This is a genomic window from Portibacter marinus (assembly GCF_021533195.1).
Taxonomy (GTDB): domain Bacteria; phylum Bacteroidota; class Bacteroidia; order Chitinophagales; family Saprospiraceae; genus Portibacter; species Portibacter marinus.
On the sequence record NZ_JAJNKB010000001.1, the window covers coordinates 967,542 to 980,815 of the forward strand.

At 37.8% G+C, this 13,274-nt stretch carries 14 protein-coding genes and 1 tRNA gene; 8 read left to right on the plus strand and 7 right to left on the minus strand.

Annotated features, from left to right (window positions below; genetic code table 11):
* Nucleotides 1-545 precede the first annotated feature (545 nt).
* Nucleotides 546-1,286 carry a polyphosphate polymerase domain-containing protein gene (locus L2567_RS03930; RefSeq protein WP_235296394.1) on the plus strand — a complete coding sequence of 247 codons (741 nt, stop codon included), beginning with the start codon at nucleotides 546-548 and terminating at the stop codon, nucleotides 1,284-1,286.
* Between the two features lies 1 nt (nucleotide 1,287).
* A complete protein-coding gene (locus L2567_RS03935; RefSeq protein WP_235296395.1) occupies nucleotides 1,288-1,884 on the plus strand; it encodes a DUF4956 domain-containing protein in 597 nt (198 codons plus the stop codon).
* Nucleotides 1,885-1,953: 69 nt separating this feature from the next.
* On the opposite strand, the gene L2567_RS03940 is transcribed toward L2567_RS03935, so the two are convergent.
* Nucleotides 1,954-2,346 carry a DUF2541 family protein gene (locus tag L2567_RS03940; protein WP_235296396.1) on the minus strand — a complete coding sequence of 131 codons (393 nt, stop codon included), beginning with the start codon at nucleotides 2,344-2,346 and terminating at the stop codon, nucleotides 1,954-1,956.
* 172 nt (nucleotides 2,347-2,518) lie between these two features.
* Between L2567_RS03940 and L2567_RS03945 the strand changes: the two genes are divergently transcribed.
* Entirely contained in the window at nucleotides 2,519-3,355 is an 837-nt protein-coding gene (locus L2567_RS03945) for a hypothetical protein (protein ID WP_235296397.1), read from the plus strand.
* 4 nt (nucleotides 3,356-3,359) lie between these two features.
* On the opposite strand, the gene L2567_RS03950 is transcribed toward L2567_RS03945, so the two are convergent.
* Entirely contained in the window at nucleotides 3,360-4,262 is a 903-nt protein-coding gene (locus tag L2567_RS03950) for a T9SS type A sorting domain-containing protein (RefSeq protein ID WP_235296398.1), read from the minus strand.
* 194 nt (nucleotides 4,263-4,456) lie between these two features.
* Between L2567_RS03950 and L2567_RS03955 the strand changes: the two genes are divergently transcribed.
* Both L2567_RS03955 and L2567_RS03960 read left to right on the plus strand, forming a co-directional pair.
* Nucleotides 4,457-4,531, plus strand: a tRNA-Pro gene (locus L2567_RS03955).
* A gap of 52 nt (nucleotides 4,532-4,583) precedes the next feature.
* Nucleotides 4,584-4,817 (plus strand): GIY-YIG nuclease family protein, encoded by a 234-nt coding sequence (locus tag L2567_RS03960; protein WP_235296399.1) that lies wholly within the window; start codon nucleotides 4,584-4,586, stop codon nucleotides 4,815-4,817.
* 143 nt (nucleotides 4,818-4,960) lie between these two features.
* On the opposite strand, the gene L2567_RS03965 is transcribed toward L2567_RS03960, so the two are convergent.
* Complete coding sequence (locus tag L2567_RS03965) at nucleotides 4,961-5,692, minus strand: sulfotransferase domain-containing protein (protein ID WP_235296400.1); 732 nt, start codon at nucleotides 5,690-5,692, stop codon at nucleotides 4,961-4,963.
* Nucleotides 5,693-5,732: 40 nt separating this feature from the next.
* Here L2567_RS03965 and L2567_RS03970 point away from each other — a divergent pair, with 40 nt between their 5' ends.
* Nucleotides 5,733-6,338, plus strand: coding sequence for a carboxymuconolactone decarboxylase family protein (locus tag L2567_RS03970; RefSeq protein ID WP_235296401.1), 606 nt, complete (start codon nucleotides 5,733-5,735; stop codon nucleotides 6,336-6,338).
* Here the strand turns inward: L2567_RS03970 and L2567_RS03975 are convergent.
* Entirely contained in the window at nucleotides 6,325-8,373 is a 2,049-nt protein-coding gene (locus L2567_RS03975) for a family 20 glycosylhydrolase (RefSeq protein WP_235296402.1), read from the minus strand. The two genes, L2567_RS03970 and L2567_RS03975, sit on opposite strands and share 14 nt — an antisense overlap.
* Nucleotides 8,374-8,394: 21 nt before the next feature.
* Here L2567_RS03975 and L2567_RS03980 point away from each other — a divergent pair, with 21 nt between their 5' ends.
* Entirely contained in the window at nucleotides 8,395-9,177 is a 783-nt protein-coding gene (locus tag L2567_RS03980; RefSeq protein ID WP_235296403.1) for an enoyl-CoA hydratase/isomerase family protein, read from the plus strand.
* Nucleotides 9,178-9,180: 3 nt separating this feature from the next.
* On the opposite strand, the gene L2567_RS03985 is transcribed toward L2567_RS03980, so the two are convergent.
* Nucleotides 9,181-9,645, minus strand: coding sequence for an Lrp/AsnC family transcriptional regulator (locus tag L2567_RS03985; RefSeq protein ID WP_235296404.1), 465 nt, complete (start codon nucleotides 9,643-9,645; stop codon nucleotides 9,181-9,183).
* 155 nt (nucleotides 9,646-9,800) lie between these two features.
* Here L2567_RS03985 and L2567_RS03990 point away from each other — a divergent pair, with 155 nt between their 5' ends.
* A complete protein-coding gene (locus L2567_RS03990) occupies nucleotides 9,801-10,235 on the plus strand; it encodes a MarR family winged helix-turn-helix transcriptional regulator (RefSeq protein ID WP_235296405.1) in 435 nt (144 codons plus the stop codon).
* Between the two features lie 209 nt (nucleotides 10,236-10,444).
* On the opposite strand, the gene L2567_RS03995 is transcribed toward L2567_RS03990, so the two are convergent.
* Together L2567_RS03995 and L2567_RS04000 are read right to left on the minus strand one after the other, a co-directional pair.
* Complete coding sequence (locus L2567_RS03995) at nucleotides 10,445-12,346, minus strand: S41 family peptidase (RefSeq protein WP_235296406.1); 1,902 nt, start codon at nucleotides 12,344-12,346, stop codon at nucleotides 10,445-10,447.
* Nucleotides 12,347-12,415: 69 nt separating this feature from the next.
* Nucleotides 12,416-13,231: an AraC family transcriptional regulator gene (locus L2567_RS04000; RefSeq protein WP_235296407.1), complete on the minus strand. Its 816-nt coding sequence runs from the start codon at nucleotides 13,229-13,231 to the stop codon at nucleotides 12,416-12,418.
* Nucleotides 13,232-13,274: the final 43 nt, after the last annotated feature.

Sequence of the window (13,274 nt, forward strand, 5' to 3'; positions counted from 1 at the left end):
GTTTTGGGATGTTCGGTTGAATTAAATTATACGGTCATCGGAAATTGGGAATCGGTCACAGAAGTGCCATTGCACCAATGTGTGTCTTATTTTTAGTGAAGGGTGTCGATCGTGAACTCGTGACATCTTTAGCTTTTGGGAAGCATAAAACAGTCGCATGGCACACTTTAACGCTATGTAGAAGAAAGGCCAAATCATGAGAATAGGGTTTTGTAGTTTTCTTATTCTTCCATTAGTCCTTCTTTATCTGTAAACCTCAATGAGGTTTTTGCTTTTCACGTCAACATAAAAGCTGAAACGCGCATGTAGAGGGCCTTTCAATTCGATCTTAGAAAATTCCTCACACAAATATATAATAAAATCGTAATATGTATAATATTTAACATAAATATTTTAGATATATAACTTTTATCACATATGAACATGTGATATTCAGTTAATGATTTAATACTGTCCTGATTCGAAGGCATGCAAGTTGACAAGCAATTATTTTTATCTTTAACCTTCTAAATGAGGATCGTTCAAATCCTGTAAATGACTATTCAATGTTGACTGAAATTCTTCGAGATTTTGAAAGCATCTCACTGGCAGAAATAGCTAAAGTTGCGCTGCTCAAGAGAGTCGATACCAAGTTTGTACTTAATCAAAACATCTTGAACGACATTGTAAAGGATTGGAAGCAGCATTTCAGTGTGTTGGAGATCAATAATAAAGTTATTTTTCAATACAAAACACATTATTTCGATACCCCAGATCATCAATTTTATTTCGATCATCAAAGAGGAAAAATCAGAAGATCGAAAGTTAGAATAAGAGAATATCTCGATAGTAATCAAGCCTATTTCGAGATAAAATCTAAAAACATGAAGCGTCAAACGGATAAGAAAAGAATGCTTTTACCTCGAAATGTAACAGATGCGTCTAGACTGACAAAGGAATTTCTAGAAAAGAATTCGTTTGAAGTTCCTGATTTACAAGCCTCCATTAATAATCAATTTAAGAGATTTACTTTGGTCAATAGAACTGAAGAAGAGAGACTTACCATAGATTTTGACATTCAATTCTACAATGATAAGAATAAGATTTCGTTAGAAAATATCGCTATTATTGAACTTAAACAAAAGGAATTCGACAGAACATCACTGGTCTTTGAAACCTTGAAAAAGCACAACGTAAGACCCACCGGATTCAGCAAATACTGCTATGGTTTAGCCGCGCTTAATCCCGACCTCAAGCAAAATTATCTTCTTCCGAAATTCAGATTACTGAAAAAATTAACAGCATAACATGGAGTTATTTGACATCCCACTGTACGATGATGATTTTCTGAAAATGCTTTTCAGATTTATGATCAATATGGTTTATATCACCATTATCGTTCGCATTTTTTATTTCAAGTACGCGAGGAACAAACAATTCCTATTCACATATTACATGATTGCCATCATCGTATTCTTCTTGTGTTTTACCTTAAAGAAATTCGAGTTAGACCTGGGCATGGCTCTTGGTTTATTTGCCATTTTCGGAATCATCCGGTATCGGACCAATCCAATGGAAATCAATGACATGACCTACCTATTCATTGTTATAGGTATATCAGTGATCAATTCACTGGCCAATCAAAAAATGAGTTACGCTGAAATACTGGGCGCCAATACGTTAGTGGTAGGAGCCATAGGGGTGCTGGAAATTTTCAAATTTGTAAACCACGAAAAATCTAAAAAGGTGGTTTATGAAAAAATAGAGAATATCAAGTTAGAGAATATGGAACTGCTTAAAGCTGATTTGGAAGCTAGGACAGGCCTAACCATTAACAGAATTGAAGTGGGTAATGTTGATTTCCTCAGAGACCTGGCAGACATTAAGATATTTTATGATGAGTAGACTTTAGGTCTATTTCGTTTAAGAAAAATTCAGGCTGAAATTTATGAAAGATCAGCCTGATGAGCTAGGTCAATGGAGGCCGTAGAGTTTTACAACTCCTTTTCTACGGACTTTTAGTTCGCTATTGTAATAAAAAACTACTTTACTAATGATCCTATTTTTACCATTGAGGTCAATGGTCCTTGTTTCTCCGCCTGCCGGAATATGATTTCGAATTTCTATCGTTTCCTTATTTCCATTTCTATAGTGCACGATCACTTTTCTGAATTCGACAGGAGCTTTTTTTACCTGAAGTTTTATTTTCCTAAAACTGCCCTCTTTTGCAGTGACGACAATCTCATCTCTATCCAGCTTATAATTTACGGTTCTTTGACCCAGAAAGTCCCATCTGATATTTTGAGGAGAAAATGACATAAGGCTTGATGCCAGGAAAAAAGCGAAGATCACATTTAAAGTTTTCATTTTTATTCGATTTAGATGAATGAATGATTTATACTTAGAAGAGGTTGAATCTTAGGTACTGTACTCATCATAAGCTTATCTTAACACTTTCTTAAATGGAGCCGCTTTATTGTAGAAGCATTAGAAAGTCCGAACATTGTACAAATGCGAACTGTTTCAAAATAAAAAATAAATGAGACTTGTATATTTTACACTTTTTATGCTTTGCAACGTCACCTTTATTGTTTCGCAAGACGTGGTCAGTGAGTCAGGAGGAATAAAGATCAGAGCTGCAGCAGAATTGGGATATGTCGCAGTTTTAGACCATAAAATCCAATTCGGTCAGAGTGGAACATATATTAATTATGTGAAGGAAGGTGGTCAGAGCAATTTATTTCCAGTCAGCCGCTTTTCTTTGGAATTTGACTGGAATAGAAAGAATACCATCGTTTTGCTTTATCAGCCTTTACGCATAGAAACGCAAGCGCTTCCCGAAAGAGATCTGGTCATCGATGAGTTGACCTTCCCAGCCAATCAAGGGGTCAATTTTTTATATAATTTCCCATTCTACAGAATTAGCTATTTAAGAGAATTCATGGCCGATCATGATGGATACGATTTTGCTTTTGGTCTGACTGTTCAAATTCGTAACGCCAATATTTCTTTCACTTCTCTGGACGGCGAGCGCTTTCGAAACAATACAGACATAGGTATTGTACCTGCATTAAAATTGAGAACAAGAAAGCATTTTACACCTAAGTTTTATGCAGCATTAGAAGCGGATGGAATCTATGCGCCGGTCAGCTATCTCAATGGTGCGGATAATGAGATCGTTGGTGCCATACTCGATGCCAGTATTCGAGGTGCCTATCAAATAGCTGAACCTGCACATTCTTTTTTAAATCTCCGTTACCTGGGAGGCGGGGCAGTTGGAACTGACCCCGATTCTGAGGGCCCCGGAGATGGTTATGTAAGAAATTGGTTGCATTTTCTTACTGTTACTGCTGGATTTATCTATGAATTTGATTAAGCCCCTAGCTTTTCACCAATCTGACAATTTGAGTTTCTCCAATTTGGTTATATGCTTTCAAGACATAGATACCACTAGGAAAATTAGATAGATTTAATATCGTTTCACCTTGCAGTTTATCCATTTTCTGAAGCAAAGCTCCTGATAAACTGAAAAGTTGTACTGTTTGGTGATCTGAAGATCCTTGTATTAAGACTTCACTACTATTAATGAATGTAGCTGTTAACTTATCCTTGTGTCTTTTATTATTAAAAGATAACATTTTCGAGTATTCATACTCATTATTGAAATCGACCTGTTTTAAGCGGTAGAAATTCATGCCAAATGCTGGATTCCTGTGCAAGAATTCATAAGTCAATGACTCGCTAGAATTTCCATTTCCATCCACAAAAGCGATTGGATTAAAACGCTTTCCATCAATACTATGCTCAACGTAGAAACCTTCATTATTGATTTCAGTAACAGTTTCCCATTGAATTAGTGCAAATTCATCTTCTTGTACAACTTCAATCTTTGCATATTCCACCGGTAATACAGAACCTGCGGCATTATAGTTACAGGTCAATCCTGTCTGAGCAAATTGAAAAGTACCGTTGGTCGTTCCATTATATCCTTGACAATTACAACTGGAGCTACCTTTATCAAAGATTACTCTTCTCGTTTCACAAATTATTGTGGCATTGTAAACTCCATCTGCAGATCCACCTGTAGAATTGGTAACTGTAATAACTTCCTGATTGGCAATAGCAGCTAAAGCTTCTTCTACAGTGTTGTAAGTTACCGATAAGCAGGAAGAGTTTTTTCTATTGACTTGCTCAGGGCAAGATTGTCCGTTCGCGACAAGGCAAACCAAGGCGGTTAGAAGTGTGACAATCGCACACCTCCTAAAAGGGTATAGGTAAGGCATTTTATTTTTTTTAGTTTGATGACTAGACAGCAAATTGAATATATCCCCCCACTCCAGCTAAAGCGAATGGTCTGAAATGTCAGTTAGTTGCCAGAATCTTTTATCAATAAAAATTATCATAATTTTCTTTGGGTAAAAATCTATTTCTATATTTGCACCGCCTTAGCAGTAAGGTGTGTTTTTTAATGCAATAGAGGGGCGTGGCGCAGTCCGGTTAGCGCACTTGGTTTGGGACCAAGGGGTCGTAGGTTCGAATCCTATCGCCCCTACTCTATTAAGCTCATCGATACTGTTCGATGGGCTTTTTTTATTTTATAGAACATGTTTACCACCTATATTATTTACAGTCAAGCACTACGAAAGTACTATACGGGCTACACTTCTCAATCTGCTGAAGAAAGGCTCACATATCATAATAAAAAGCATCAAGGTTTTACATCTCGCGCCAAGGACTGGGTCGTTGTGTATTCCCAATCTTTTCCGACGAGGGCTGAAGCACTGTTACAGGAAAGAAGAATCAAGAAAAGAGGTGCTGTTAGGTTTCTAGATCGTTGATGTACTCCATTTTATGATCATTAAGCACAAACTGTGTATACCATTCAAAAACCATCGCCTCACGCCGTTGGCGTGACAAGCTCTACTCTATTAAGCTCATCGATACTGTTCGATGGGCTTTTTTTATTATTTAAAGTGAATCATTAGGCATCTAAATCGTATCCAAAATTCGATGCCGTTTCTCGAACCATTGGCCAAATCATCGCCACTTCCTCTTCATTCAGGTTCTCCTTCCACCTTCCCACTCGTTTACTATGATCATCTAGTGAGTACTCAACAGAAGTTTTGGCCTCAACAAATGCTTGATTGTTTTGATCTTGCACCCTTTGGGCCCAATGCTCAATAGTAGGATTCTCTAAATTAATATGCCTAAGTACAGCTTCGGCCCAGCTCTTTGAATTTCTGATCATGTCTTCAAAGTGTACCGTCTTGGCCACACTTTTTGCAGATTCATAAGATACGGTGTTAATATAATTCCAGTGATGGGCACATTGCATGACCAATGGTTTTGATAACCATTTCTGCCAATCTGGTGGCCTGGGATGGTGACCCCAGTTTCTAGCTATACCTACTTTTAAGGAACAAATGGTGTCCAAAGGGTTCCTTACAATCCAAAATACCTGAACATCATGATCAAACTTATCTAAAAACTCATCTAAAGGGAATGACAGTCCATTTTTGCCAGGATATTTCGCAGTCTCTCGCGGCACTTTTATGGCTATGTGATTGCTGATCTCTAAATTCATAATCAAATCCATATCAGGTTCACTGTAATATTTAAATCCACCAATATCTTGAAATAATTCTCCAAAAATCGAAGTGCCGCTTCTTCCACAACCTAAAACTAAAGCATGATTTTTCCCCTGACCTTTCATTTGCTTTTTTACTTTTACAACAATAAAAATAAACAGTTCAATGAGAAAACCACTAGTCGATCCTATTCCGGAAACAGATTCCTCTATTGTGGAAATGGTGAAATTCTATAATGAGACATTGGGCTTTTGCCCCAACAGTATTAAAACCATGCAAAGAAGACCAAGGATTGCTGCGGCTTTTGTAGAGATGAACAAAGCGGTGATGGAAAATAAAGGTCGAGTCACCAGTGCCTTGAAGAGATTGATCGCATACGTTAGCAGCCATGCAACAGGTTGCCAATACTGTCAGGCACATGGCATTCGTGCTGCAGAAAGGTATGGAGCTGAAAGACAGAAGATTGAGAACATCTGGTCATATAAGTCTCATCCCGCATTTAGCGAAGCTGAAAGAGCGGCACTAGATCTCTCCATCGCTGCATCCGCAGTCCCGAATGCCGTAGATGAGGAAATAAGTGAGCGCGTGCGAAAATATTGGGATGAGGGAGAAATCGTAGAAATGATGGGTGTGATCGCATTGTTCGGATATCTAAACAGATGGAATGATTCGATGGCTACAACGATCGAGAAAGATGCTATTGCCAGTGGAGACCAATGGCTTAAGGAAAAAACCAATTGGGATGGTGGCAAACACCTTAGAGATACTTAGTTTTTATCTTTTCAATCAATAGAATTTCAGGATAAAATTGCCAGTCAAAATTTAAGGATTGGTTGGCATTATGCGTGTGGTGATCTTGATCTAATATATAATTATCCGGTTTATTCAAGATCCGTGCTTGACCATAAACAGATTCCAATTCCTTGCGCAATTGCTCAAAATTCTTTGGCAATTTTTTAATCGCATTCAATGCCTGCTCCTCCATATCCGCAGACGACCGGTCATAATTCTCGAGTAGGATGAGGGATTCGAAAGAGAATTTTACCAATTCATTGACTTGCTGATAAACCTCAAGCGTGTATGAACTCCTTTGTGCATTTTCAAGCGCATTTTCAATGATCAATTCCACTTCTTTTACAGTTTCAAGATGTCGGTGCGCTTCATTCATTCGTTCCTCATGTTTTTCTGTCCAGGTACCTTTTTGCGAAGGGTCTGGCAATTCAATAACAGCTTCTTCACCCGGACGATCATATTTCCGAAGATTGTTACGAGATTCACCACTTTCCAACAAAGCATTTTTCCAGAATGCCACAGGTTCCTCCAGGCGATCTATAAACACAAACGAAGAATCCACCAGTTCGTGTCCAAAAGTGCGATGTCGAAACACCTCTTTGACCTCTTCCACACTTTTACTATCACCAGCCCACGCATACTCAGCAAAAGCTGCTATGCCCCGGCCATATAACTCAAAATGTGGTGAATCATCATCCCATAGGGTCAACAATAAACCTTTAAGTTCTTGGTCTATACTCGACAACGCAAAGGACCTAATATTTTCAATATTACTTTGGTTCTGAGGCATAAGAGACCACCTCGTCTGCCCAGCTGTTGCTCCCATCACTTCAAACCCCTTATCTGAGAACCATTCCATAGCCTTTAAATTTCCATAGGTTTCAGGAGTCTGATAATTCCATCTCATATAGATGCAATTCTTTGGAAAAAGATCGATAAACTCAATCAACTTTTCCTCATTTTGCTGCCAGATCGAATCCACTTGGTCCTTTGCAATAGTTCTATCAAACATTGGCCTATAAACCCCTGCATGCTTCAAAGGCATATCATCCCAAAATATTGGTGTTCTTCCCTGTCGATCTGCATATGTACAAACTTTTTCCAACCAATTTAATTGCAATTCCAATGGAGACTGACCACTATTTCTTCCTGTCGTATGCACCTCATCTCCACCAATGTGTAGGTACTGACCATGAGGGAAAGCGTCCAATGCGTCTCGATATAGATCAAACTGAACTTCATAGGTTCTTTCATCCAAGGGGTTAAACGCCCAATCGCTTTCAGGATCATCCCTTAGCTCTTTGTATTCATCGTGCTTTAAGATAAAAGACGCATGCCCCAGCCCTTGTACCAATGGACTAATCCTAATATTTCTAGCTAAAGCATATTCACTTAAAGAGTGCCAGGACTCTTTACTTAGAGCATCTGGAGAAGCTACAGTGGGTTGGCGCTCGTACAGCAACTTGTCTTCTATCTCCAGGATGATACCATTGATTTTATAACTGGCCAATCTATCCATCAATTGATAATAGTATTCCATCCTTTCCATATGATGTTTAACATCTATGTGAACAGCTCGATACTTTAAAGCTGGATAATCCACAATCAAGCAATTTGGAAGAGGCACTTTCTGGTCAATGGCATCTTCTCTTAATTGCGTTAAGGATATTAAGCCATAGAACAAGCCAACGTGACCGTTTCCTACAATCTCGATTTTGTCGTCTTCAATTTTTAATTGATAACCTTCCTGATGAGGCATGGTGACTGAATCAATGGATAATATGATCCGGGCTTGCTTTTCATTGGATTTCTCTAAGTACTGGGGTAAAATTTCTTCGTCCAGTTCCGATTCTGAGAAGTAGCTTAACTTTTCTAATTTGTCAATGCCAGAATTTCCCCTCATTTCCATTTGACGAGGTGAAGGTAAAAGCATAAAATTACCAGCTTCTCTATTCTCTTGTATGCAAGAGACCAATACCATAAAGGTAAGTACGTAAATCAAATATTCTCTCATGCTTAAATTTACTAAGATAGAATGAATAAACCTTATATTTGGGTTATGGAAGGTTATGTTAGGTCGATCGTTGACGAGAACGGAATAGGGACGATAGAATTTTTTCATCCAGCCCATAATTCACTCCCCGGATACTTACTTGCATCATTAGAGGAAGAGATACAAAAGTTATCTCAAGATGATGGTTGTGAAGTGATTATTCTTAAAAGTGGGGGTGACCGTACGTTTTGTGCTGGTGCTTCATTTGATGAATTGCTAGGTATTACGGACGCTTCTGAGGGAAAAATGTTTTTCAGTGGATTTGCCAATGTCATTAATGCCATGCGAAAATGTCAGAAACTGTTTATTGGTAGAGTGCAAGGAAAAGCAGTAGGTGGGGGAGTGGGCATTGCCTCAGCAGTAGATTATTGCTTTGCCACTAAGTTTGCAAGTGTTAAGTTAAGTGAGTTAGGAATAGGAATTGGGCCATTTGTCATCGGCCCAGCTGTGCAAAGAAAAATTGGCCTCAGTGCATTTACAGAACTGACATTGACGTTCACCCGTTTTTTTGACTATGAATGGTGTTCGGAAAAGGGTCTATATCATCAGGTTTTCAATGATGCCAGAGAAATGGATGTAGCGATATTAAAATTTGCCAAAGAGCTCGCCCGCACCAATCCTGAAGCAAGAAAAGCTTGTAAAAGAATATTTTGGGAAGGAACTGATCATTGGGACCAGCTGCTGGAGTACCGCGCTGCTGAAAGTGGCAGATTGGTGCTGTCCGATTTTACAAAGAAAACATTGGCACAAATTAAAAGCCAATAAAGTTTAATACTCTAATGGTATCTTATTACTGTGTTTGGGAATAGACAATGAAAGCAACGAGTCAATCTTACTGATGTTTTTCACCGTAAACAGCTTCTCAGTTACAAATTGATTGTATTCCTCCATATTTTTCACCAGTACTTTCAATACGAAGTCAGCTCCTCCTGTAACATAGTGACATTCCATCACCTCAGGAAAGGAAATGACCTGAGCGACAATGATATCTACAGCTTCCTTCGAGTGCTCCTTAATGGACAGGTGAACAAATGCAAACAGGCCTTTATCTACTTTTTTTGGATTGATCTTCGCGATGTATTTTTCAATGACACCGTCTGCTTCCAGTTTCTTGATTCGGTTAAAGATGGGTGTGGTCGATAGCTTGAGTTGCTGAGCCATATCGCGAATGGTCATCCGACCATCTTGTTGTAACATATCGATGATCTGATAGTCGATTTTATCAAGTTTCATGTTAAGGGTGATGTTTTGATCAATTAATAAAGAAAATCGTTATTAATAGGCTTATATAAAGTAAGTTATTAATTATAACGAGCAAGATAAAGAAAATTGTTCTAAGCACGGATGAGAGGGATGAATTTGTAGATGAGTGAATGTATATTTGCGACATGCAAGCGGAAAACAACAAGATTGGGTTTTATCTTGAACGAACGACGAGATTGGTTAAATTGAATTTTCACCAGGTTTTCAAGAATGAAGGATTGAGTCTTACACCCGAACAATGGGTGGTTCTAGACTTACTCAATTCTTGCAACGGATTAAGTCAGTCAGAGTTGGCCGAACAGTCTTTTAAAGATGCACCGAGTATCAGCAGGATCATAGATGTATTGGCGAAGAAAAAGTATGTTGAGCGTAGATCTGCGGAAAACGACAGGCGTAAGTTTATCATCTATTTGACGAAAGAAGGTAGAGCTAAAGTTGAGGAATTGTTGCCTATGGTCAATGATTTGCGATCAAAGTCCTGGGATGGGCTGTCGACGGAAGATTATAGGGAATTCATCAGAATCATCAATCAGGTTTTTGAAAATATGAGTCAGGATTAGGAAAATGAGTGCGACATGAAGGGCAAGAACATGAGTTCTTTTGAAGCTTCATGCTTTCCATAAGTAAACAGTAAGGATTCAACCATTAACGTATAAATATCATTTGGCACTACCATGGACTATCTTCTCTTACATCAAAAATATCTTTCCTAAAATTTTAATTTTTTCTTAAAGTCAATGTTTCATGCGTCCTTGCAACTTGCATTCCACTACTGCCTAATTATGTCTCTTGCCTTTTCAAGCACTTTGTCTTCTCCACTTAAGAAGGATTCTATGGTCTCTTCTATCAATACATCAGGTTGTATGCCAAACCCGACAAACTCCCGCCCGTCCGGATACGTATCTTTTTTGGTACATATTCGTGCAGTCCCACCCCTTGGTAAATAAATTTTCAAAGGCTGACCTGTACTGCCAAAAGTAGGCTCACCAATGATTATCCCGAAACCAAGACCATCCAGTGCAATTAAAAAATCCTCTGCTGCCGATGCCGTTTGGTTTCCAATCAATACTACAAAGTTTTCAAAATTTAATTTCTTTTGTGGTTGAATGGTATCCGGTTCGCTGTTGTACCAATAGTTTCCAATTGCCACCTGCTTCGCCTTCAACTGCCAGTCATCTAGGATTGAATCCGGTTGATTTATATAGGTATTTCCCCAGGCTTTAAAAGAAGCTAGGTGTTCTCTAGTAGACCATTTAGAAGTAGCAAAAGGTTTATCGGCAAAATATTTCAATATTTGATATCCATGACTTGAATTACCTCCACCATTATTTCTCAAGTCTATGATATAATTGTCAAAAGCTTTTAAGGAATCAATAAGTTTCTCAAACCTATCTACGATGCTTCTGGATTGAAAGCTGGTAAGATTTAGATAGGCTGAATTCTCATCCAGTTCTCTGAATTCTAACAATGAAGTATTTCTGGGCCAATCATGTGCCCACTCGAAAGGAGTATTACTTCTATTTCGGGTCAATGTAGCATTTGATACCTTTCCATCTGGTGTACTATATTCAATCTTCACCTCTGAATTCTTATTACCCTTGAGTAACATCTGTACTCCGCGATTTAACCGTATATAATCAGTGGATGAGCTGATATAAGGCAGAATGCTGTCTTGCAAGTATTGTTCTACCCGTTTGTCATCTACTTTCACTATTATGGAACCTCTTGGTATCAAGGGTGCTAACTCTTTTGACATGTTTTGAACTACCGCTTTTCCACCTATTCTTTTCAATGATATCGATGGGTAATCATCATCTTTCGTGGGCGAATATATGTTGGTATGTCCATCTTCAAGTAGAGCACAAACGAATTCTAGCTTCTTGAAATATTCATGATTACTTTGGTCCTTTATTATTTTGGGAAGGTATTCATAGTAGATCTGCTCCCAATCTAGGTCTGGGACTTGATCGAAAAAGGCAAAGTTGTATTTCACTTCATTCCAAAAGTGATTAAATCCGACAACCCTTTCAGTGATAGTTAGGGGTTTATCTGAGGGTCTGTACATTTGAAATTTTTCTGCAATCAGATGATCTGCAAGTCCTTCAATTATTAAATTCAATTTCTTAAAAATTCTTTGTACCTCCTTATCCTCCTCTTTACTATTGAATCTTCCATTAGGCAAATACTTAAATAAAAGAGGAGCATAAATGGAAAATACTGTAACATCATCTCTGAAAAAAACATGGATAATATTGTTTTCTAAAGAGTCATGCTTCATATAATAAAATCCGTTTTCTAACTGCTTTCCGCTATATACACCTATACCTTTCACCATTTTCCAAAGTGAATCAATCTCAGGTTTGTCACCATTTAACAATTGAATTGTGATTTGATCACTTTCCTCAACCCAAGTATGTAGTTTGATTGAAGTTTTAGAAATCAGAGATTTTTTTGAACTATTGAAAGTGCTAGTAACTTGTTTACTGAATTCGATTCCGTTCAAAGATTTAAGAGCGTTGTTGATCAAATTTACTTCCAAACGTCCGAATTCTTTGATAAACAAGATATCAGGATAACCCTTATCCATTTCATCAAAAACATCCAGATTCTGCCCACACATTGACATACAACCAATTGATAAAAAGAAGGTAGTGATTAGAACGATTCTCATATCTAGTTGAGTTTATGTCGCAAAGTAAGCTTTTACCTTTAGTCATCATTGTAAAAACCCGACACCTATTTAAGTGGAAACAAAAACTTTATCATCGATGGACCGGATGTCCCTGGCCAGGCTTGTTGGCGATTTTCCGGTGAAGTAATAAATGTCCTTGTGCATGTGACTTTCATCATAAAAATTGAATCCGTAAGCCAGGTCACTGAGCTTATAACCAGTATCCTTTGTTTGTATTTGATGCATTATCTTTCTAAATCTTAGAATCTTTAAATATTGCTTTGGTGAAATTCCAAAGTAAGCTTTCATCGTCCTTTGCAACTTCCTCTCTGAACAATTTAATGTTGTAGTAATATCTCTAACGCATTGTGACTCACATGAATGCATCGCATGCATACATGCCGTTACAAAAGAGTGATCAAACTCTTTAAGATGACGAAGTAAGAAAGATTCAATCCACCTTCCCCTGGTATTCAGATTCTCAAACTCAAATACTCGACTAAAAAAATCCTTTGCCTGGTGGCCAAATGTTTCAAGTAAAATATCATCAATAATGTAGTCTTCAGGATGATAATTAAAAAAGGAGTGAAAACCAAGGGGAGAAAAATCGATACAAATCTCGTCCAGAGGTGCTTCAGTGGTAAAGTGATGAGGCCTGAGATAAAATCCTGATAAGTACGAATTTATACCTGAAGAATATTTATTTATGAACCCTCCTTGTGGTTGCCTTTCTAGATTACTCTTATTTAAAATACCCAAACATACATTGGTATTGCTGTAAGAAGTATTGATGCTTCCTTTGGACTTAGATTGATTAAAGAGAATGTATTGGACGTAAGGTATTAATGCCGGCGAGATAATTTCATAAGTGGAAGAAATGATCATAAAAAATGTGTTACTCTAATATAAATGTATTGACCTTTATCAC

Coding starts and splice junctions, on each gene's coding strand:
- L2567_RS03975 (WP_235296402.1), bottom strand. CDS start 8,373: ATGAGAGAATATTTGATTTACGTACTTACCTTTATGGTATTGGTCTCT.
- L2567_RS03965 (WP_235296400.1), bottom strand. CDS start 5,692: ATGAAAGGTCAGGGGAAAAATCATGCTTTAGTTTTAGGTTGTGGAAGA.
- L2567_RS03995 (WP_235296406.1), bottom strand. CDS start 12,346: ATGAGAATCGTTCTAATCACTACCTTCTTTTTATCAATTGGTTGTATG.
- L2567_RS03930 (WP_235296394.1), top strand. CDS start 546: ATGTTGACTGAAATTCTTCGAGATTTTGAAAGCATCTCACTGGCAGAA.
- L2567_RS03960 (WP_235296399.1), top strand. CDS start 4,584: ATGTTTACCACCTATATTATTTACAGTCAAGCACTACGAAAGTACTAT.
- L2567_RS03980 (WP_235296403.1), top strand. CDS start 8,395: ATGAATAAACCTTATATTTGGGTTATGGAAGGTTATGTTAGGTCGATC.
- L2567_RS03970 (WP_235296401.1), top strand. CDS start 5,733: ATGAGAAAACCACTAGTCGATCCTATTCCGGAAACAGATTCCTCTATT.
- L2567_RS03945 (WP_235296397.1), top strand. CDS start 2,519: ATGAGACTTGTATATTTTACACTTTTTATGCTTTGCAACGTCACCTTT.
- L2567_RS04000 (WP_235296407.1), bottom strand. CDS start 13,231: ATGATCATTTCTTCCACTTATGAAATTATCTCGCCGGCATTAATACCT.
- L2567_RS03950 (WP_235296398.1), bottom strand. CDS start 4,262: ATGCCTTACCTATACCCTTTTAGGAGGTGTGCGATTGTCACACTTCTA.
- L2567_RS03940 (WP_235296396.1), bottom strand. CDS start 2,346: ATGAAAACTTTAAATGTGATCTTCGCTTTTTTCCTGGCATCAAGCCTT.
- L2567_RS03985 (WP_235296404.1), bottom strand. CDS start 9,645: ATGAAACTTGATAAAATCGACTATCAGATCATCGATATGTTACAACAA.
- L2567_RS03990 (WP_235296405.1), top strand. CDS start 9,801: ATGCAAGCGGAAAACAACAAGATTGGGTTTTATCTTGAACGAACGACG.
- L2567_RS03935 (WP_235296395.1), top strand. CDS start 1,288: ATGGAGTTATTTGACATCCCACTGTACGATGATGATTTTCTGAAAATG.